16 protein-coding genes are annotated in these 19,114 nt (G+C 63.4%); 8 read left to right on the plus strand and 8 right to left on the minus strand.

What is annotated here, in order from left to right:
- Window positions 1-71: 71 nt before the first annotated feature.
- The 4 genes from JQ587_RS01150 to holA all read left to right on the plus strand — a co-directional run bounded on the left by JQ587_RS01150 (window position 72) and on the right by holA (window position 6,460).
- Window positions 72-1,769 (plus strand): sensor domain-containing diguanylate cyclase, encoded by a 1,698-nt coding sequence (locus JQ587_RS01150; RefSeq protein ID WP_212301884.1) that lies wholly within the window; start codon window positions 72-74, stop codon window positions 1,767-1,769.
- Window positions 1,770-2,132: 363 nt separating this feature from the next.
- Window positions 2,133-4,784 (plus strand): leucine--tRNA ligase, encoded by a 2,652-nt coding sequence (leuS, locus tag JQ587_RS01155; protein WP_212424169.1) that lies wholly within the window; start codon window positions 2,133-2,135, stop codon window positions 4,782-4,784.
- Window positions 4,771-5,322 carry an LPS assembly lipoprotein LptE gene (gene lptE, locus JQ587_RS01160; RefSeq protein ID WP_212301886.1) on the plus strand — a complete coding sequence of 184 codons (552 nt, stop codon included), beginning with the start codon at window positions 4,771-4,773 and terminating at the stop codon, window positions 5,320-5,322. Before leuS ends, lptE begins: the two co-directional genes overlap by 14 nt.
- A gap of 109 nt (window positions 5,323-5,431) precedes the next feature.
- On the plus strand, window positions 5,432-6,460 hold the full coding sequence (gene holA / locus JQ587_RS01165) for a DNA polymerase III subunit delta (protein WP_212424170.1): 1,029 nt from the start codon (window positions 5,432-5,434) through the stop codon (window positions 6,458-6,460).
- A 265-nt stretch (window positions 6,461-6,725) separates the two neighbouring features.
- Here holA and JQ587_RS01170 read toward each other — a convergent pair whose 3' ends face one another.
- The 7 genes from JQ587_RS01170 to hemJ all read right to left on the minus strand — a co-directional run bounded on the left by JQ587_RS01170 (window position 6,726) and on the right by hemJ (window position 15,298).
- A complete protein-coding gene (locus JQ587_RS01170) occupies window positions 6,726-7,613 on the minus strand; it encodes a ParB/RepB/Spo0J family partition protein (protein WP_212424171.1) in 888 nt (295 codons plus the stop codon).
- Between the two features lie 67 nt (window positions 7,614-7,680).
- Window positions 7,681-8,547: a ParA family protein gene (locus JQ587_RS01175; RefSeq protein WP_212301889.1), complete on the minus strand. Its 867-nt coding sequence runs from the start codon at window positions 8,545-8,547 to the stop codon at window positions 7,681-7,683.
- Between the two features lie 29 nt (window positions 8,548-8,576).
- A complete protein-coding gene (gene rsmG, locus JQ587_RS01180; RefSeq protein WP_433995288.1) occupies window positions 8,577-9,350 on the minus strand; it encodes a 16S rRNA (guanine(527)-N(7))-methyltransferase RsmG in 774 nt (257 codons plus the stop codon).
- 9 nt (window positions 9,351-9,359) lie between these two features.
- On the minus strand, window positions 9,360-11,240 hold the full coding sequence (gene mnmG, locus JQ587_RS01185) for a tRNA uridine-5-carboxymethylaminomethyl(34) synthesis enzyme MnmG (protein ID WP_212424172.1): 1,881 nt from the start codon (window positions 11,238-11,240) through the stop codon (window positions 9,360-9,362).
- 462 nt (window positions 11,241-11,702) lie between these two features.
- A complete protein-coding gene (mnmE, locus tag JQ587_RS01190; RefSeq protein WP_212424173.1) occupies window positions 11,703-13,034 on the minus strand; it encodes a tRNA uridine-5-carboxymethylaminomethyl(34) synthesis GTPase MnmE in 1,332 nt (443 codons plus the stop codon).
- A 313-nt stretch (window positions 13,035-13,347) separates the two neighbouring features.
- A complete protein-coding gene (rho, locus tag JQ587_RS01195) occupies window positions 13,348-14,613 on the minus strand; it encodes a transcription termination factor Rho (RefSeq protein ID WP_008133567.1) in 1,266 nt (421 codons plus the stop codon).
- Between the two features lie 250 nt (window positions 14,614-14,863).
- Window positions 14,864-15,298 (minus strand): protoporphyrinogen oxidase HemJ, encoded by a 435-nt coding sequence (gene hemJ, locus JQ587_RS01200; protein WP_212424174.1) that lies wholly within the window; start codon window positions 15,296-15,298, stop codon window positions 14,864-14,866.
- 459 nt (window positions 15,299-15,757) lie between these two features.
- Here hemJ and JQ587_RS01205 point away from each other — a divergent pair, with 459 nt between their 5' ends.
- Genes JQ587_RS01205 through dnaQ form a run of 4 tightly spaced genes read left to right on the plus strand, consistent with a single transcriptional unit; the run spans window position 15,758 to window position 18,609 of the window.
- Window positions 15,758-16,597, plus strand: coding sequence for a pyruvate, water dikinase regulatory protein (locus tag JQ587_RS01205; protein ID WP_212301893.1), 840 nt, complete (start codon window positions 15,758-15,760; stop codon window positions 16,595-16,597).
- A gap of 22 nt (window positions 16,598-16,619) precedes the next feature.
- Window positions 16,620-17,228: a Maf family nucleotide pyrophosphatase gene (locus tag JQ587_RS01210; RefSeq protein ID WP_212424175.1), complete on the plus strand. Its 609-nt coding sequence runs from the start codon at window positions 16,620-16,622 to the stop codon at window positions 17,226-17,228.
- Between the two features lie 23 nt (window positions 17,229-17,251).
- Window positions 17,252-17,851 (plus strand): dephospho-CoA kinase, encoded by a 600-nt coding sequence (gene coaE / locus JQ587_RS01215; protein WP_212424430.1) that lies wholly within the window; start codon window positions 17,252-17,254, stop codon window positions 17,849-17,851.
- A gap of 41 nt (window positions 17,852-17,892) precedes the next feature.
- Complete coding sequence (gene dnaQ, locus JQ587_RS01220) at window positions 17,893-18,609, plus strand: DNA polymerase III subunit epsilon (protein ID WP_212301895.1); 717 nt, start codon at window positions 17,893-17,895, stop codon at window positions 18,607-18,609.
- Between the two features lie 10 nt (window positions 18,610-18,619).
- Here dnaQ and secB read toward each other — a convergent pair whose 3' ends face one another.
- Window positions 18,620-19,105, minus strand: a complete 486-nt coding sequence (gene secB / locus JQ587_RS01225; RefSeq protein WP_212301896.1) for a protein-export chaperone SecB — start codon at window positions 19,103-19,105, stop codon at window positions 18,620-18,622.
- Between the last annotated feature and the right edge of the window lie 9 nt (window positions 19,106-19,114).

A 19,114-nucleotide genomic window follows, 5' to 3' on the forward strand; every position in this document is an offset into this window, starting at 1 on the left:
AATTTTACCGAGTTCAAGAAAGGGTTTTTGAACCCTTCGCTTTACCTTGGCGCGCGGGGTGGGTCGCGCAGATGGCAAACGTCAGTTTCAACCGCAAACGAGCAAAACTCAAGCAGGTCCTCGGCATCAGGGCCCGGCTTGCGTTGCTCGCGGTGATTCTGGTCGCGCCTCTGATGCTCGAGCGCATTCGCTCGCTTGAAGACGCCCGGACCAAGCAGATCGCGCAGGCTACGGTTGAATTCACCACGGTCGCAAGACACAGCGCCGATGCACAGCGCGAGGTGATCTCGTCGGTCGAGACCATCCTGAAATCGGAAGCCTTCATCCGCGCCTCCGCCGGCGGCGTCAGCAAGAGCTGCGATGTGCTGCGCGCAAGCCTGCCGACGAGCCTGCCCTGGATCCGCACGCTTCTGATCGCCGGTCAGGACGGCCGCATCCAGTGCGCGACCAACAACATGTATGTCGGCCTCGACCTCAGCGATCGGCCTTATTTCCAGCAGGCGCAGGAAACCGGCCGCTTCGTGCTGTCCGACTTCATTCTGTCGCGGCCCGTGCAGTCGCCGACCGTCATGGCGGTTTATCCGGTGTCTGCGTTCAGCGGCGTCGCTGACGCCGTCGTGCTCGCGACCGTCAACCTCGACTGGATGTCGAAGGTGATGAACAATCTGGGCGGCCGCGCCGGCATCACGGCGGTGCTGGTCGACAGCGCCGGCACCGTGCTGGCCGCGCCCGCCGACCAGCATGCTGCGGTCGGTCGTCCGCTCGACAACCTGCCGCTGATGTCGGCCATCGCCGACATGGCCCTGCGCTCGGACCAGGACGAAGGCTCGCTGTCGTTCCTCGCCGCCGACGGATCGCGTCGCGCGGTCAGCTTCATCCGCATCGCCGGCACCAATTCCCGCCTGATCGCCAGCATCGACGAGGACAAGGTGTCCGCGGCAGTGAGCCGCGACATCCGCACGGCCTATCTCCAGCTGGCTTTCGTCGTCATGTTCGTGCTGCTCGGCGCGCTGATCGCCGCCGAGAAGCTCGTGATCAAGCCGATCGAGATGCTCGCCGACATGGCCAAGCGGCTCGGCCAAGGCGACCTCTCGGCCCGCGCCGCGCGCAACCGGCTGCCAGCGGAATTCGTGCCGCTCGCCCGCGCCTTCAACGCAATGGCCGCCCAGCTCAGCCAGCGCGAGCGCGAGTTGATCGCGACCAACGACCGGCTGACGGTGATGGCGTCGATCGACATGCTCTCGGGACTTGCCAACCGCCGCGGTTTCCAGAGCCGCCTCGACTTCGAATGGATGCGCGCGCAGCAATATGGCAGCGAGCTCGCGCTTCTGATGATCGACGTCGACCACTTCAAGCTGTTCAACGACACCTATGGCCATCTCGAGGGCGATTCCTGCCTGACCCGGCTCGGCGAGTCGCTGTCCGGCATCGCCGCCGACACGATGGGTTTCGCAGCCCGCTATGGCGGCGAGGAGTTCTGCCTGCTGCTGCCGAACACCGACGTGATGCGCGCCGTCGAAATCGGCGAACAGGTGCGCGCGGCCGTGCTGAAGCTCTGCCTGCCGCACATCACCTCCGCCCACATGGTGGTCACGGTGTCGATCGGCGTTGCGGCGACGCGGCCGAACGAGGTCTTGCGTCCGGGCGATCTGATCGAAGCCGCCGACGCCGCGCTCTACGCGGCCAAACATCGCGGCCGCAACAATGTCGTCGAGCACGGCATTTTGCGGATCGAGGGCACCACCGCCGAGATCGCGATGGCGGGCTAGCCATTTGAGCATGATCCTTCGGAGAACCGCTGCACGCATTGCGCTAACGCGGTCCTTCGGGTTCGGATCAAGCTAGCCTGCAGCTTCGGCTGTCGATCGAGCTCGCAGGCCTTTTTCGCAAACCCCGCCTCGGGCCCGTGGTCATCGGGATCGTCGAGATCTGAGGCCATCGCCTGACGCGGTGTCCTTTTGGCGGCCAACCTCGCACCGCCCCCTTAATCCGATCCGAATACCCTCATCCGTACTTTTGCGGAGCAGCATTGCGAGGCCCCGCCGGCTGCGGCAACCCATTGACCCCCCGAGGACTTCTATGGCCTAGTCCGGCCTCTTCAGCCGCCAAAACCACGAAAACGCAACGATTCCATGACCTCCGAACGCTATAACGCCCGCGACGCCGAGCCGCGCTGGCAACGCCAATGGGACGAACAGGCGATCTTCGTCTCCAAGAACGACGATTCGCGGCCGAAATACTATGTGCTGGAGATGTTCCCCTACCCGTCCGGGCGCATCCATATCGGCCATGTCCGCAACTACACGCTCGGCGACGTGCTGGCCCGCTTCATGCGCGCCAAGGGGTTCAACGTGCTGCACCCGATGGGCTGGGACGCCTTCGGCCTGCCGGCCGAGAACGCCGCCATCGAGCGCAAGGTCGCACCCAAGGCCTGGACCTACGACAACATCGCCGCGATGAAGAAGCAGCTCCGCTCGATCGGGCTGTCGCTGGACTGGAGCCGCGAATTCGCGACTTGCGACCCCAGCTATTACAAGCATCAGCAGAAGATGTTCCTGGACATGCTCGCCGCCGGCCTCGCCGAGCGCGAGAAGCGCAAGCTCAACTGGGATCCGGTCGACATGACCGTGCTCGCCAACGAGCAGGTGATCGACGGCCGCGGCTGGCGCTCTGGTGCCGTTGTCGAACAACGGGAAATGAGCCAGTGGGTCTTCAAGATCACGAAGTACTCGCAGGAACTGCTGTCGGCGCTGGATGGGCTCGACCGCTGGCCCGACAAGGTGCGGCTGATGCAGCGCAACTGGATCGGCCGCTCGGAGGGCCTCTTGATCCGCTTCGCGCTGGATCAGGCGACCACGCCCGCCGGCGAAAGCGAGCTGAAGATTTTCACGACGCGCCCGGACACGCTGTTCGGCGCGAAGTTCATGGCGATCTCGGCCGATCATCCGCTGGCGCAGGCAGCTGCCGCGAAGAACCCGAAGCTCGCTGAGTTCATCGCCGACATCAAGAAGATCGGCACCGCGCAGTCGATCATCGACACCGCGGAGAAGCAGGGTTTCGACACCGGCATCCGCGCGGTGCATCCGTTCGATCCCTCCTGGAAGCTGCCGGTCTATGTCGCCAACTTCGTGCTGATGGAATACGGCACCGGCGCCATCTTCGGCTGTCCCGCGCATGACCAGCGCGACCTCGACTTCGTCAACAAGTACAATCTCGGCAACACGCCGGTCGTGTGCCCCGAGGGCCAGGATCCGAAGTCCTTTGTCATCACCGACACCGCCTATGACGGTGACGGCCGCATGATCAATTCGCGCTTCCTCGACGGCATGACCATCGATCAAGCCAAGGAGGAGGTCGCAAAACGCCTGGAAACCGAGCCGCGTGGCAACGCGCCGGTCGGCGAGCGGCAGGTGAACTTCCGCCTGCGCGACTGGGGCATTTCGCGCCAGCGCTATTGGGGCTGCCCGATCCCGGTCATCCACTGTCCGAAGTGCGACGTCGTGCCGGTGCCGGATGCCGACCTGCCGGTTGTGCTGCCGGAAGATGTGAGCTTCGACAAGCCGGGCAACGCGCTCGACCATCACCCCACCTGGAAGCACGTCAACTGCCCCAAGTGCGGCGGCAAGGCCCAGCGCGAAACCGACACCATGGACACCTTCGTGGATTCGTCCTGGTATTTTGCGCGTTTCACCGATCCCTGGAACGAGAGCGCGCCGACGACGCCCGCGGTCGCCAACCGGATGCTGCCGGTCGATCAGTATATCGGCGGCGTCGAGCACGCGATCCTGCATCTGCTCTACAGCCGCTTCTTCACCCGCGCCATGAAGGCGACCGGGCACATCGCACTGGACGAGCCATTCGCCGGCATGTTCACGCAGGGCATGGTGGTGCACGAGACCTACCAGAAGGCTGACGGCAGCTGGGTGCAGCCGGCCGAGGTGAAGATCGAGGTCGGCGGCAACGGCCGCCGCGCGACGCTGATTGCGACCGGCGAAGACGTCCAGATCGGCGCGATCGAGAAGATGTCGAAGTCGAAGAAGAACACGGTCGACCCCGACGACATCATCGCGACCTATGGCGCCGACGTCGCCCGCTGGTTCATGCTGTCGGACTCCCCGCCCGACCGCGACGTGATCTGGAGCGATGAGCGCGTCCAGGGCGCCTCGCGCTTCGTGCAGCGGCTGTGGCGGCTGGTGAACGATGCCATGGAACTCGCCAAGGCTGCGCCTGCGGCCCGACCGGCTTCGTTCGGCGATGATGCGCTCCTCTTGCGCAAGGCCGCCCATGGCGCGCTCGACAAGGTCACGACCGGCGTCGAGCGACTGCATTTCAACGTCTGCCTCGCCCATATCCGCGAATTCACCAATACGTTCTCGGAGGTGCTCCAGCGGTCCAGCCAGCCGTCGGCTGACCTTGCTCCAGATTTGGCCTGGGCGATCCGGGAGGCCAGCCAGATCCTGGTCCAGCTGTTCTCCCCCATGATGCCGCATCTGGCCGAGGAGTGCTGGCAAGTCCTGTTTCAAAATGGTCTGGGTCAGCCCGGGCTGGTTTCCGAGGCCAACTGGCCGCAAATCGAACGCGATTTGCTGGTTGAAGACAGCGTGACCCTGGTGGTTCAGGTCAACGGCAAGAAGCGGGGTGAGGTCACAGTTGCAACAGCGGCCCAGAATCCGGAAATCGAGGCTGCCGCTTTGGCCCTCGATGCTGTAAAGCTGGCCCTGGACGGCAAGCCCGTCCGCAAGGTGATCATCGTCCCCAAGAGGATCGTGAATGTTGTCGGCTAGGATCCGTATTGCAGCCCGCCTGCTCGCGGTTGCCGCCTTGGCAGCGCTGACGGCTGGCTGCTTCCGGCCGATGTATGCCGAGCACACCGACGGTACTCCCGGCTTGCGTGAGAAGCTGATGGGCGTCGAACTGCCGCCGATCGACAAGGCGAACGCCTCGCGTGAAGCCCGGGTCGGCGTCGAAGTCCGTAACGCCCTGGCGTTCAAGCTCTACGGCTCGGCCACAGGCATGCCGCCGACCCACCGCCTGGTGATCCGCTTCAATTCCAGCAAGACGTCCCTGATCGTCGATCCCACCACCGGCCTGCCGAACAGCGAGAACTACGGCATCGACTGCCAGTACAATCTGATCGAGGTCGCGACCGGCCAATCGGTGATGACCGGCACGACGTTCTCGCGCGTGTCTTACGACATGCCCGGCTCCTACCAGCGTTTCGCCCGCAACCGCGCGGTGCGTGACGCCGAGGACCGTGCCGCCAACGAGATCGCCGAGAACATCAACACCCGGCTCGCCGCGTTCTTCACCGCCGGCACCTGATTCGATTCCCGTCATTCCGGGGCACGCGTAGCGTGAACCCGGAATCTCGATTCCCAACCTCTGGATTCCGGGCTCGCGCTTTGCGCGCCCCGGAATGACGATCTAGGTCATGGTCGCGCTGCGCGGAAAAGAGATCGACGCCTTCCTCGCCCGCCCCGACGCGGGCCGTCCGATCATCCTGCTCTACGGTCCCGATGCCGGCCTCGTGCGCGAGCGCGCCGACGCGCTGATCGCGTCCGCCGTCGACGATCCCAACGATCCCTTCTCCCTCGTGAAGCTCGATGGCGACGAGCTCTCCGCCGAGCCGTCGCGCCTGGTCGACGAGGCCATGACCGTACCGCTGTTCGGCGGCCGCCGAGCCATTCGCATCCGCGCCGGCTCGCGCAGCTTTGCCGCCGGCGTCGACACGCTGGCCAGGATGGGCGTCAAGGATTGCCGCATCGTCATCGAAGCCGGCGAGCTGCGCCCGGAATCACCGCTGCGCAAGGCCTGCGAAAAGGCCAAGACCGCCGTGGCGATCGGCTGCTATCCCGACACCGAGCGCGATCTCGCAAAACTGATGGAGGACGAGCTCCGCATCGCCAATTTGCGCATCGCGCAGGATGCCCGCGCAGCGCTGATGTCGTTCCTCGGCGGCGATCGCCAGGCCTCGCGCAACGAGCTGCGCAAGCTCACGCTCTATGCCCATGGCAAAGGCGAGATCACTCTGGATGACGTGATGTCCGTCGTCGCCGATGCGTCCGAGCTCAAGCTCGATCCGATCGTCGACGGCGCATTTGCCGGCCGGCCCGATATCGTCGAGACCGAATTCGCCAAGGCCATGATCGCCGGCACCTATCCCGGCGTGATCATCTCGGCGGCACAGCGCCAGGCTGCGTGGCTGCACAAATCCGCGCTCGCGATCGCCGACGGCACACCGGCCTCCGCCGTGCTCGACGGCGGTTTTCCGCGGCTGCATTTTTCAAGGAAGCCCATGGTTGAGACCGCGCTGCGCAATTTCAGTGTGGCGAGGCTCGCCGCCGTCATCGAGCAGCTCGCTACCGCCGCGCTCGACACCCGCAAGCAATCCACGCTCGCCGCCGCCATCGCCCAGCGCACGCTGATGGCGATTGCGGCGAACGCAAAGCGGCGGGGGTAAGCCCTACTCTCTCCACGTCATTGCGAGGAGCGCAAGCGACGAAGCAATGACGGCGTGAAAACAGATGCGCAAATATCTCCCGGACGTCGTCCTGGCGAAAGCCAGGACCCATTACCCAGGGAGAAGTTTGACGAAGATTCGTATGCCGGTATTGGCCCCGGCATCCGATCGATAGATCACGCGGTGGGTCCTGGTCTTCGCCAGAACGACACCGAAGATGCGGTCAACTGCCCGGCTCACAACGCCGGGACGACACCGAGAGGGACTACAGCGCGCCCTTGGCCAGCCGCTTCATCACCTCGTCGAGCTGATCGAGGTTGCGGTAATTGATCTGGACCGAGCCGCCGGGGTCGCGATGATTGACGGTGACCTTGAGGCCGAGCGCGTCGCTGACGCGCTTCTCCAGATCGATCGTGTCTGGGTCCTTTTCCTTGCCGGCGGTGGCGCGCGCCTTTTGCGGCTTGCGCTCCGGCACGCCCTCTTCATGCGCGAGCGCTTCGGCCTGGCGGACATTGAGGCCCTCCGCGACGATACGTTTGGCGGCGGCCAGCGGATCGGGCACGCCGATCAGCGCACGGGCATGACCGGCGGTCAGCTCTCCGGTCGCGATGAAGGCCTGCACTTCGGCCGGCAACTTGGTCAGCCGCATCATGTTGGCGACATGGCTGCGGCTCTTGCCGACGACCTTTGCGATGTCGTCCTGGCTGCGTCTGAACTCGTTGGCGAGCGCGTGATAGCCCTGCGCCTCTTCCATCGGGTTGAGGTCTTCGCGCTGCACGTTCTCGACGATCGCGAATTCGAGCGCATCGCTGTCGCTGATGTCGACCGGCACGATCGGCACTTCATGCAGGCCAGCCATTTGCGAGGCCCGCCAGCGCCGCTCGCCGGCGATGATCTCGAAGCGGTCCTGCGCGCCTTTCACGGGACGCACCACGATCGGCTGGATCACGCCGTGCTGCTTGATGGATTCGGAGAGCTCCTTGAGCTCCGTGTCCGAAAACGTCCGGCGCGGGTTGCGCGGATTGGCCTTGATGAATTCGATCGGCACCTTGCGCTGGGCGCGCGGGCGATCGACGTGCTGGGCCTCGCCGCCGACATCACCGATCAGACTCGCAAGACCCCGGCCCAGTCGCGAACGCGCTTCATCGGCCATCGCCAGCTCCCTTGGATTCACGCTGCAGCACTCCAGAACTGAATTGTCGAAACTTGTAGGATGGGCGCTAATGCGTAACGCGCAGCTCGCGCTCGCGCTGGATCACTTCGGTGGCGAGCCGCAAATACGCTTCGCTGCCGACGCATTTGAGGTCGTAGACCAGCACCGGCTTGCCGTAGGACGGCGCCTCCGAGATGCGCACGTTGCGCGGGATCATGGTCTTGTAGACCTTCTCGCCCATGAACTGGCGGACGTCGGCGACGACCTGGTTCGAGAGATTGTTGCGCGAGTCGAACATCGTCAGCACGATGCCGTGGATCGACAGATTCGGGTTCAGCGTCGAGCGCACCTGCTCCACCGTCTGCAGCAATTGCGACAGACCTTCGAGTGCGAAGAACTCGCACTGCAGCGGCACCAGGATCGCATCCGACGCAGCCATCGCATTCACCGTGAGCAGGTTGAGCGAGGGCGGGCAATCGATCAGCACGTAGGTGTAGTCAGCCTCAGGCGAGACGTTGTTGTTGAGTGCGCCGATCGCGTCGCGCAGCTTGAAGGCGCGGCCGGCCGTGGTGCCGAGCTCGAGCTCAAGTCCGGAGAGATCCATCGTCGAGGGCGCAATGTGCAGCCGCGGCACCGCGGTCGACACTACGGCTTCGCGCAGCGGGGCCTCACCGATCAGCACGTCATAGGTCGAGCAGGAGCGGTTGCGGCGATCGATGCCGAGACCGGTCGAGGCGTTGCCCTGCGGATCGAGATCGACGACCAGGACGCGTTCGCCGATCGCCGCGAGCGCCGTGCCGAGATTGATCGCTGTGGTTGTTTTTCCCACACCGCCCTTCTGATTCGCCAGCGCGAGGATGCGCGGGTGGCCGTGCGGGACCGCATTGGTCTCTTGGGAGGTCTGTTCTTGCTGCGGCTCGTCAATCACGGTCATCGAAAGTCCCCACTCAACCCCTGAACGTCTCACCCGCGCCGTTCAACCGATGTCAGCTCGACGATCCACCCGTCGCCCGTACGGCTTTGGTGGAGCTGCGGTTGAATATTCCAATATTTAGCGGCTTCGGTCAATTCAGCCTCTACATCTTGACCCTTGAGAAATAACGCCTTTGCGCCCTGGCGCATCAGCGGCTCCGCAAAGCCGATGAGTTGATGTAGCGGAGCCAACGCGCGCGCGGTGACGCAATCGACGGGGCCGGTGATTCTATCCACATTATCCCCGATCTCCGCGAGATGTACGACTCCCGGAGATGTGGTGACGCGGATCGCTTCGCGCAAAAACGCGGCCTTCTTGGCGATTCGCTCGACAAGATGAACTTTCGCGTCCGGCGTGCCGGCCATGGCACAGGCAAGCACAACGCCCGGAAAGCCGCCGCCACTGCCGAGGTCGGCCCAGCGTTTTGCCAATGGGGCGAGATCGACGAGCTGAAGCGAGTCGGCGATATGCCGGGTCCAGAGGTTCGGCAAGGTCGAGGGCGCGACCAGATTGGTCTTGGCTTGCCACTCTCGGAGCAGCGCGGTGTAGCGGTCGAGGCGCGCTTCCGTTTCATGTGAAACGGGCGCGAGCTTCAAGGCCGCGCGCTTGTCAGCGGCGATGATGGAATCGAGCGCCTGATCGTTGGCGCTGGCCTTGTCGATCTTGGGCTTGGTCGGCGTCGGATCGGATCGGCCGCTGCCGCCGTCTCCCGCCCGGGGTCGTCGCGATAGCGGTCTGTCTCCGCCCGGTCCGCGCTGTTTCACGTGAAACGCCTATGCGATTGCCTTGGAGGTCTTGCGCGCTTCGCGGCGGAGATAGGCCGCGAGGATGCCAAGCGCCGCCGGCGTCATCCCGTCGATCCGGCCGGCCTGACCGACCGTGAACGGCCGCGCCTTCTCCAGCTTGGCCCGCACTTCGTTGGAGAGACCGGGGACCTGCTGATAGTCGACGTCTGACAGCACCATCCCCTCGTCGCGGCGAAAGGCTTCGACGTCGGCGCTTTGGCGCTCCAGATAGACATCATACTTGGCGTCGATCTCGAGATGGGTGGCAATAACGGGATCGATGGAGGACAGCTCCGGCCAGATCGCGCGGACCTGGCTCCAGCCGATATCCGGATAGGCCATCAGCTCGAAGGCGGACCGCCGCTGGCCGTCCCGGTTCAGGGACAACCCGTGCTTGATTGCCTCGTTCGGGGTGATGGTCAGCGACTTTGATAGGGTCCGGGCTGCATTCAGGGCACCCATCTTGGTCCGGTGATGCCGGGTCCGGGCGTGGCCGACGCAGCCCAGCGCAATCCCATTCTCGGTCAACCGCTGATCGGCATTGTCCGCCCGCAAGGTCAGCCGGTACTCGGCCCGCGAGGTGAACATCCGATAGGGCTCGCTGATCCCGCGGGTGACGAGGTCGTCAATCATTACGCCGAGATAGCCGTCGGCCCGGTCGAACACGGTCAGCGCCGCGCCGCCGGCGGAGAGTGCCGCATTCAGCCCGGCCACGATCCCCTGCCCGGCGGCTTCTTCGTATCCGGTGGTGCCATTGATCTGTCCGGCCAGGAAAAGACCACGCAGACGCTTGGTCTGGAGAGTCGGATCGAGTTCACGGGGATCGATGTGGTCGTATTCGATAGCATAGCCCGGACGGACCATCTTCACCCGCTCCAGGCCCGGAATGCTGGCGAGGATCGCAAGCTGAACCTCCTCGGGGAGCGAGGTGGAGATGCCATTGGGATAGACGGTGGTATCGTCGAGCCCTTCCGGCTCCAGGAAGATCTGGTGGCCGTCGCGGTCGCCGAAGCGGACGATCTTGTCCTCGATCGAAGGGCAATAGCGCGGTCCGGAGCTCTTGATCTGGCCGGAGTACATCGGGGAGCGATGGACGTTGGCGCGGATCACCTCATGGGTGGCGGACGTGGTCCGGGTGATCCCACACTGGATCTGCGGCGTCGTGATCCGGTCGGTCATGACCGAGAACGGCTCCGGCGGCTCGTCCCCGGGCTGCATTTCAACAGCGGACCAGTCGATCGTGGTGCCGTCCAGACGCGGCGGAGTCCCTGTCTTCAGCCGGCCGAGAGTGAAGCCAGCTCGCTCAAACGAAGCCGAAAGACCCATCGCCGGAGCCTCGCCGACGCGGCCAGCCGGCCAGTTTTTCTCGCCGAGATGGATCAGACCGCGCAGAAAGGTGCCGGTGGTGACGACGACGGCCCCTGCCCGGAGCTGCCGGCCATCCGCCAAACGTAGCCCGGTGACCCGGCCATCGACCACGATCAGCTCGTCGGCCTCGCCTTCGATGACGGAGAGACCCTCAGTCTGCTGGATCGCAGCCTGCATCGCGACGGCGTAGAGCTTCCGGTCGGCTTGCGCCCGGGGGCCACGGACGGCGGGCCCCTTCCGACGATTGAGAACGCGAAACTGAATACCGCCGGCGTCGCCGACCCGGCCCATCAGACCGTCGAGCGCATCGACTTCGCGGACCAGATGACCCTTGCCGAGACCGCCGATGGCGGGATTACAGGACATCGCGCCGACGGTGGAGAAGCGGTGGGTCACCAGGGCGGTCGTCGCACCCATACGGGCAGCGGCAGCCGCGGCCTCACAGCCGGCGTGGCCGCCGCCGATGACGATGACGTCGAAACTCTCTCGCTCGGGTCGCATGGGCGGACTTCTAGCTTAGAGGCAGGAAAGCCGGAAGCGGAAACTGGGTGAGCAGGTTGTTTCACGTGAAACGTAGGGCAACGGAGCCGGGGGCAGCTTCGCGAAAACAACCCCATGCACAGTAGGGAGCGGCTTGGTGTTTCACATGAAACGCGACAGTCGAGCGCGAAGCGAGTCATGCGCCCTTGGACGCGCCCCGACGGACTCGGTCATCGCGAGCGCAGCGGAGTAATCCGGAGTCCCTCCACTGAACGGTCTGGATTGCTGGGTCGCAAGGGCTCCTGGCAATGACAAGGATAGGATCGCGACAATTGTTCCCTAAGAGGGTTCCTCAGTGGAGATCCGCCTTCACGTGAAACGTTGGTGTGTGTTTCACGTGAAACAGCACGGAACCTCCAAACCCTGTTTCACGTGAAACGCAAACAATGGAACAAGCGCTAGTTCTACATTGAAGAACTAGCGCTACTTTCCGATGCAGAACTTCTGGAAAATGGCTCCAAGGACGTCCTCGACGTCGACCCGTCCGAGCAGCCGGCCCAACGCATAGGCCGCAGCACGCAGCTCCTCGGCGGCGAGCTCTTCGCCCTCTTCTACTAGGTCGAGACTCCGGCGCAAGCTGTCTGACGCCCGGCTCAACAATTCTCGCTGCCGGGCCCGAGTCACCAATGCGCCCTCGGTGGTTCCAAAAAAATCAGCGGCGAATTTCACGAGAGCCACGACCAGTTCGGGAATGCCGTCGCCTCGCCTCGCCGAGATCCCGAACTCGCCACCTCGACCGAAAACGACGCCACCAAGGTCGATCTTGTTATGAACGATCCAAACCGAGCCGCCCGGCCGGGCCGACTGTGTCGCGTCCGGATCAGCGGCTCGTTCTCCGTCCACCAGCCACAGCACGAGGTCGGCGTCCTCGGCACGCGCCCTCGCGCGGCGCACGCCTTCCTGCTCGACCGGGTCGTCCGTCTCGCGGATGCCGGCGGTATCGATCACAGTAACGGGATAGCCATCGAGATCGAGCTGCACCTCGATCACGTCGCGGGTGGTGCCGGCATGCGGCGAGACGATCGCGACCTCGCGGCGTGCGAGCTGGTTCATCAATGTCGACTTTCCGACGTTCGGCTCGCCTGCGATCGCAACCACCAAGCCCTCGCGCAGGCGTTCGGAATGTCCCTGTGCTGCAAGCACTTTTGCAATTTCATCATGCAGCGCCTTGATTGCTTTCACCGCCGGCGCCCTCAATTCCGTGGGCACATCGCCTTCATCGGAAAAATCGATGCTGGCTTCGATCAGCGCTGACGCCTCGATGATGCGCTCGCGCCAGTCGCGCGCGCGATTGCCGAGCAGGCCTTGCAACTGGCGCAGGGCCTGGCGGCGCTGGCGGTCGGTGTCGGCGTGGATGAGATCGTCGAGGCCTTCCGCCTCGGTCAGATCGAGCTTGCCGTTCTCGAAGGCGCGACGCGTGAACTCGCCGGGCTCGGCTGCACGTGAATTCGGAATTATCGAAATAGCCGCGAAGAGCGCGGCCAGCACCGCGCGTCCGCCATGAACGTGAAATTCGGCGACATCCTCGCCGGTCGCGCTCGCCGGTCCCGGGAACCAGAGCACCACCGCATCGTCGATCGGCTGGCCCGCGCCATCATGAAGCATGCGGCGGCTGGCCTGCCGTGGCGCCGGAAGCTCGCCCGCCAGCGTCGTCAGCACCAGGCCGGCTTGCGGACCCGAAACGCGCACCAGCGCGACCGCGCTCGGCGGTCGGCCGGACGACAACGCAAAAATGGTCTGCTCTCGCGGGTGCATGGCCTATTTGTCCGGCTGGCCGGGAAAAGGCAAACGGAACGCTCTGGTCCGCCCGGCCTCCTTTTTGCTGCGACCAGCCCGCAGCAACCGCAATACCGCACCGCAATATAAGCCCTTCATTTTGCTGCAAGATCGATATCGCCCGACATGCTCAGCCCACCGCGATTCGAGCATTAGCTCGAAATATCAAGGGGATAATAAGGAGCCGGTGCAGCGACGGAGAAGCCCACCATGCTGCACTTTGCCCGCAGCAAAGCTGCACAAAAGAAAAGGGCGCCCGAAGGCGCCCTCGAAACCTTTGCTGCACCCAGGCTCAGGTGTTCATGGAGTCGAAAAACTCCGAATTGCTCTTGGTCGAGCGCAGCTTGTCGAGCAGGAAGTCGATCGCATCCATCGTGCCCATCGGATTGAGGATGCGGCGGAGGACGTACATCTTCTTGAGCACCTGCGGATCGGTGATGAGCTCCTCCTTGCGGGTGCCGGAGCGCGAGATGTCGATCGCCGGGAAGGTGCGCTTGTCCGAGACCTTGCGGTCCAGGATCAGTTCCGAGTTACCGGTGCCCTTGAACTCTTCGAAGATGACCTCGTCCATCCGGCTGCCGGTATCGACCAGCGCGGTCGCGATGATGGTCAGCGAGCCGCCCTCCTCGATGTTACGAGCGGCACCGAAGAAGCGCTTCGGACGCTGCAGCGCGTTGGCATCGACACCGCCGGTCAGCACCTTGCCGGATGACGGCACAACGGTGTTGTAGGCGCGGCCGAGGCGGGTGATCGAATCGAGCAGGATCACGACGTCGCGGCCATGCTCGACCAGGCGCTTGGCCTTCTCGATCACCATTTCAGCGACCTGGACGTGGCGCACCGCCGGCTCGTCGAAGGTCGACGACACGACCTCTCCCTTCACCGAACGTTGCATGTCCGTGACTTCTTCCGGACGCTCGTCGATCAGCAGCACGATCAGATAGCATTCGGGATGGTTGTGCGTGATCGAGTGCGCGATGTTCTGCATCAGCACGGTTTTACCCGTGCGCGGCGGCGCGACGATCAGCGCGCGCTGGCCCTTGCCGATGGGTGCGACGATGTCGATGACGCGTGCGGACAGGTCTTTCCGCGTCGGATCATCGATTTCCATGCGGAAACGCTGATTCGGAAACAGCGGCGTCAGGTTGTCGAAATTGACCTTGTGCTTGGCCTTTTCCGGATCCTCGAAATTGAGCGTGTTGACCTTCAGCAGCGCAAAATAGCGTTCGCCCTCTTTCGGGCTGCGAATGTGGCCTTCGATGGTGTCGCCGGTGCGCAAACCGAAACGGCGGATCTGCGAAGGCGAAACGTAGATGTCGTCGGGGCCCGGCAGATAATTCGCATCGGGCGAACGGAGAAAGCCGAAGCCGTCGGAGAGCACCTCGACGACGCCTTGGCCAACGATGTCAGTCTCGGCCAGCGCCAGCTGCTTGAGGATGGCGAACAGCAGCTCCTGCTTGCGCATGGTGCTGGCGTTCTCGACCCCATTCTCCTCCGCAAACGAGACGAGCTCGGCCGGCGTTTTGGACTTGAGGTCTTCGAGTTTAATTTCCCGCATTGGGGTGGTCCTGTGAGGTAACCTTTAGGGAGGGGGTGCGAGGAGGCTCTGAAATGCGGACGTGAGAAGGTAAGGTCCGCAGGTCTGGCAAGGTTAAGTGCCCGGGGGGCTTCAAACCTGATGCGGTGTCCGGCCTCTGAAAAGCTCAGACACAACCACATCCGCCTGCGTTGGGTGGGATATCGACAATATAGAAAATAGCTTCCCGCTCCGCAAGCCGAAGCGCTGAGCGATCGTTCACGATTCCTGCCTAGAACGGCTTCACGATCACCATGATGACGATGATGATCATCAGGACGGTCGGTACCTCATTGATAATCCGAAAGAATCTCTGATTATAGGGACGCCGGTCGGCGGCGAAGTCCTTCATCCAGCGGGAAAAAAAGCCGTGGACCGCAGACATTGCAAGCACCATTGCCAATTTGACATGCAGCCAGCCGAACGTGAACCAATGACCGGACCAGGCAAGATAGAGCCCGGCGACCCACGTGATGATCATGGCCGGATTGATGATCGCCTTCAGCAGGCGGCGTTCCATCACCTTGAAGGTTTCGGACTGTTTCGAGCCGATCTGGGCCTCGCAATGATAAACGAACAGCCGCGGCAGATAGAGCATACCGGCCATCCAGGCGATGACCGCGATCACGTGCAGAGCCTTGATCCAGAGATAGACGTCTTCAAACATGTCCGGCGTCCGCCTTTGTGCCCAGCCGCTTGGCGATCTGGGGATAGTAAGAACTCGTTAAGGTCTCGCCTGCACACATATCCGTCCGTAGCGCCTTCCTCAAATCTAGAATCTTAGATTCTTAAGGTTTGAGTCTGAGTGACCGTGGATTGGACTCACACAACGCCGTTCGCGCGTTCGCGTGCGCTTGTTCACATCCATCAACATGTCCCTGCCGGTTCCCGTCTGGCCGGATAAATGGTCCGGGCTCAAAGGCTTGCGCATTTCTATCCGCAGCCTATCAAGGGGGTTGTCGGCGCAATCCCGCTTCTCTCTCGACAGGCCGCCGGACTTGTTCTGACGGACAGTGGTGTGAAGAAATTTGGCACTTGTCCCGCCCCCGGTGTCGCGCAACCCTTTCCGAGGGGTTAAGCTCCACAGAAATCCACAAACCACACCGACTTCATACAAAGAGTTTTTGTGCCGACCTCGAGCAATTATTTCCATCTGCACCTCGTGTCCGACTCCACCGGTGAGACCCTGATCACGGTCGCACGCGCCGTCGCTGCGCAATACGCCAACGTCACGCCGGTCGAGCATGTCTATCCGCTGGTGCGCAGCCAGAAGCAGCTCGACCGCGTGCTCGACGAGATCGAGGAAGCGCCGGGTATCGTGCTGTTCACGCTGCTGGAGAAAGACCTGGTTTCCAGGCTCGAGGACAAGTGCAAGGCGATCAATGTTCCGAGCCTCTCGATCATCGGCCCGGTCATGCAATTGTTCGAAGCCTATCTTGGCGCGGCGACCACCGGTCGTGTCGGTGCGCAGCACGTGCTCAATGCGGAATATTTCAAGCGCATCGACGCACTGAACTACACGATGATCCATGATGACGGCCAGCATGTCGAAGGGCTCGAGGAGGCCGACGTCGTCTTGGTCGGGGTGTCCCGCACCTCGAAGACGCCGACGTCGATCTATCTCGCCAACCGCGGCATTCGCACCGCCAACGTGCCGCTGGTTCCGGGCATCCCAGTGCCGGCACAGCTGGAGACGCTCACTAAGCCGCTGGTGGTGAGCCTTCATGCGACGCCGGAACGCCTGATCCAGATCCGTCAGAACCGCCTGCTCTCGATGGGCGCCGAATCCGGCAGTGACACCTATACCGACAAGCAATCGGTCACCGAGGAGGTGGCGTTTGCGCGCAAGCTGAGCGCCAAGCACGACTGGCCGCTGCTGGACGTCACGCGACGCTCGATCGAGGAAACCGCGGCGGCGATCATGAAGCTCTACAGCGATCGCCAGCGCAACCGGCCTTCTGAATAGTTTTTGGGAATAGTTTTTTGCGATGGGTCTTTGGCGTGGCACATCTCCCTTGATCCTGGCGTCGCAAAGCAGCGCGCGAAAAATGCTGCTGGCGAACGCCGGGCTCGAATTCCAGGCTATGACTGCCGACATCGACGAGCGCGGCATTCAGTCAGCGTCGAAACTTTCGAATCCGCGCGAGATCGGTCTCCTGCTGGCGCGTGAGAAAGCAAAAGCAGTCTCAGCCAAACGTCCCGGAAGCTATGTGATCGGCGCTGACCAGACGCTGGCGCTCGGTGATCGCCTGTTCAACAAGCCTGCTGGCCGTGCAGCGGCACTGGCCCAATTGCGCGATCTTGCGGGCAATACGCACGAGCTGAATTCCGCGGTCGCCGTAGCGCATGACGGCAAGATTGTTTTCGAGGATGTCTCGGTTGCGCGCATGACGATGCGCGACATGACCGAGGCAGAGCTGTCAGCCTATCTGGACACCGCCGGCAACGCCGTCATCACAAGCGTCGGAGCCTATCAGCTCGAAGGCCTTGGCATTCATCTGTTCGAGCGCACCGAGGGCGACCATTTCACCATTCTCGGCCTGCCCCTGCTGCCGCTGCTTGCGTTCCTGCGGCGCGAGCGGCTAGTTGCGGTGTGACTGACAGGGATGGTCTTGCGCTGATGCGGATTCTCGGATTGACCGGCTCGATCGGAATGGGCAAATCCACCACCGCAAAGTTGTTCGCGGAGGCTGGCGTGCCCGTCTACGACGCGGATGCCGCCGTCCATCAGCTCTATGAAGGCGAGGCCGCGCCCGCGATCGAGGCCGCCTTCCCCGGCACCACCGCGAACGGCAAGGTCGATCGTCCCAAACTGTCCGCGCGCGTCGTGCACGATCCCGCCGCGATCAAGCAACTCGAGCAGATCGTCCATCCCATGCTCGGCGCCTCCCGTCAGAAATTCTTTGCCGATGCGGAAGCAGCCAGGGCGCCGGTCGTGGTTCTGGATATCCCGCTGCTGTTCGAAACCGGAGGCGAGAAGCGCGTGGATGCCGTGGTCGTGGTCTCGACCTCGCCGGAATTGCAGCGCGAGCGCGTGCTCGCGCGGGGAACCATGGATGAGGCCAGGCTCGACGCCATCATCGCCAAGCAGATGCCCGACGCCGAAAAGCGCAAGCGGGCCGATTTCGTGGTGGATACATCCCATGGACTGGAGCCGGTGCGCGCGCAAATCACGCACATCCTGGCCGAGGTCGTTAAGATGCCGCAGCGGCGGGCCTGATTCGCCGCCTTGCAAGGCTTCGTTCACGGCGTCTCAAGATCATGCGTGAAATCGTTCTCGATACCGAAACCACCGGCCTCGATCCGCTTCGCGGCGATCGCCTGGTCGAAATCGGCTGTGTCGAGATCTTCAATCGCATGCCGACGGGACAGACGTACCACGTCTACATCAATCCCGAGCGGGACATGCCGGCGGAAGCCTTTGCCGTGCACGGACTGTCGGCCGAGTTTCTCTCGACGAAACCGCTGTTCCACGAGGTCGTCGACGCGTTTCTGGAATTCATCGGCGATGCGCCGCTCGTGATCCACAACGCCTCGTTCGACATCAGCTTCATCAATGCCGAGCTCGACCGGATCAAGCGCCCGGCGATCCCGCGCGAGCGGCTGGTCGATACGCTGCTGCTGGCGCGGCGCAAGCATCCCGGCGTGTCGAACCGGCTTGACGATCTCTGCTCGCGCTACTCGATCGACAATTCACACCGTACCAAGCACGGCGCGCTGCTCGATTCCGAGCTGCTCGCGGAGGTCTATGTCGATCTGGTGGGGGCGCGGCAATCGCAGCTCCTGCTGGCTTCGGAAGCCCAGGAGATTCGCGTCAATGCGGCTGGCGATGCGCCGCGGCGGCAGCGGCAGGTGCCGCTCGCGCCGCGGGTATCGGACGCCGAGCGCGAGGCGCATCGGGCCTTCATCGCCACGATGGGCGAAAAGGCGATCTGGAACGAGTACCTCGCCGCTCCAGTCGCCCCTCCAGCTGGTTAGAGCCTGCTTATTAGGCCTGACCGACCTGACCACCGGCGGCCATCTGCCGCTCCATGTTCTGGCGATAGAGGCCGACGAAGTCGACCGGGTCGAGCATCAGCGGCGGGAACCCACCGTCGCGCACGGCGGTCGCGATGATTTCGCGCGCGAACGGGAACAGCAGCCGCGGGCATTCGATCATGACCAGCGGGTGCAGGTTCTCCTTCGGCACATTCGCGATCCGGAACACGCCGGCATAGGCGAGCTCGAACGAGAACATCACCTTACCGGCGGTCTCGGCCTTGCCGTCGACCGACAGCGTCACCTCGAACTCGGTTTCGCTGAGATTGTTGGCGCTGACATTGATCTGGATGTTGATCTGGGGCGGCTGGGTCTGCGGCTGCAGCGAGGTCGGCGCGTTCGGGTTTTCGAACGAGAGGTCCTTGGTATACTGCGCCAGCACGTTGAGCTGGGGAGCCTGGGCCGCGTCGGGAGGGTTGCCGTTACCGTTGGTCATCAAAGTGTC

The organism is Bradyrhizobium manausense, assembly GCF_018130615.1.
GTDB classification, from domain to species: Bacteria; Pseudomonadota; Alphaproteobacteria; order Rhizobiales; family Xanthobacteraceae; genus Bradyrhizobium; species Bradyrhizobium manausense_A.

Bases quoted from the DNA above. Each gene is read 5' to 3' on its own strand.
- dnaQ (WP_212301895.1), top strand. From the start codon at position 17,893: ATGCGTGAAATCGTTCTCGATACCGAAACCACCGGCCTCGATCCGCTT.
- rho (WP_008133567.1), bottom strand. From the start codon at position 14,613: ATGCGGGAAATTAAACTCGAAGACCTCAAGTCCAAAACGCCGGCCGAG.
- JQ587_RS01175 (WP_212301889.1), bottom strand. From the start codon at position 8,547: ATGACCGTGATTGACGAGCCGCAGCAAGAACAGACCTCCCAAGAGACC.
- hemJ (WP_212424174.1), bottom strand. From the start codon at position 15,298: ATGTTTGAAGACGTCTATCTCTGGATCAAGGCTCTGCACGTGATCGCG.
- coaE (WP_212424430.1), top strand. From the start codon at position 17,252: ATGCGGATTCTCGGATTGACCGGCTCGATCGGAATGGGCAAATCCACC.
- mnmE (WP_212424173.1), bottom strand. From the start codon at position 13,034: ATGCACCCGCGAGAGCAGACCATTTTTGCGTTGTCGTCCGGCCGACCG.
- JQ587_RS01170 (WP_212424171.1), bottom strand. From the start codon at position 7,613: ATGGCCGATGAAGCGCGTTCGCGACTGGGCCGGGGTCTTGCGAGTCTG.
- lptE (WP_212301886.1), top strand. From the start codon at position 4,771: ATGTTGTCGGCTAGGATCCGTATTGCAGCCCGCCTGCTCGCGGTTGCC.
- JQ587_RS01210 (WP_212424175.1), top strand. From the start codon at position 16,620: ATGGGTCTTTGGCGTGGCACATCTCCCTTGATCCTGGCGTCGCAAAGC.
- mnmG (WP_212424172.1), bottom strand. From the start codon at position 11,240: ATGCGACCCGAGCGAGAGAGTTTCGACGTCATCGTCATCGGCGGCGGC.
- holA (WP_212424170.1), top strand. From the start codon at position 5,432: ATGGTCGCGCTGCGCGGAAAAGAGATCGACGCCTTCCTCGCCCGCCCC.
- secB (WP_212301896.1), bottom strand. From the start codon at position 19,105: ATGACCAACGGTAACGGCAACCCTCCCGACGCGGCCCAGGCTCCCCAG.
- JQ587_RS01150 (WP_212301884.1), top strand. From the start codon at position 72: ATGGCAAACGTCAGTTTCAACCGCAAACGAGCAAAACTCAAGCAGGTC.
- leuS (WP_212424169.1), top strand. From the start codon at position 2,133: ATGACCTCCGAACGCTATAACGCCCGCGACGCCGAGCCGCGCTGGCAA.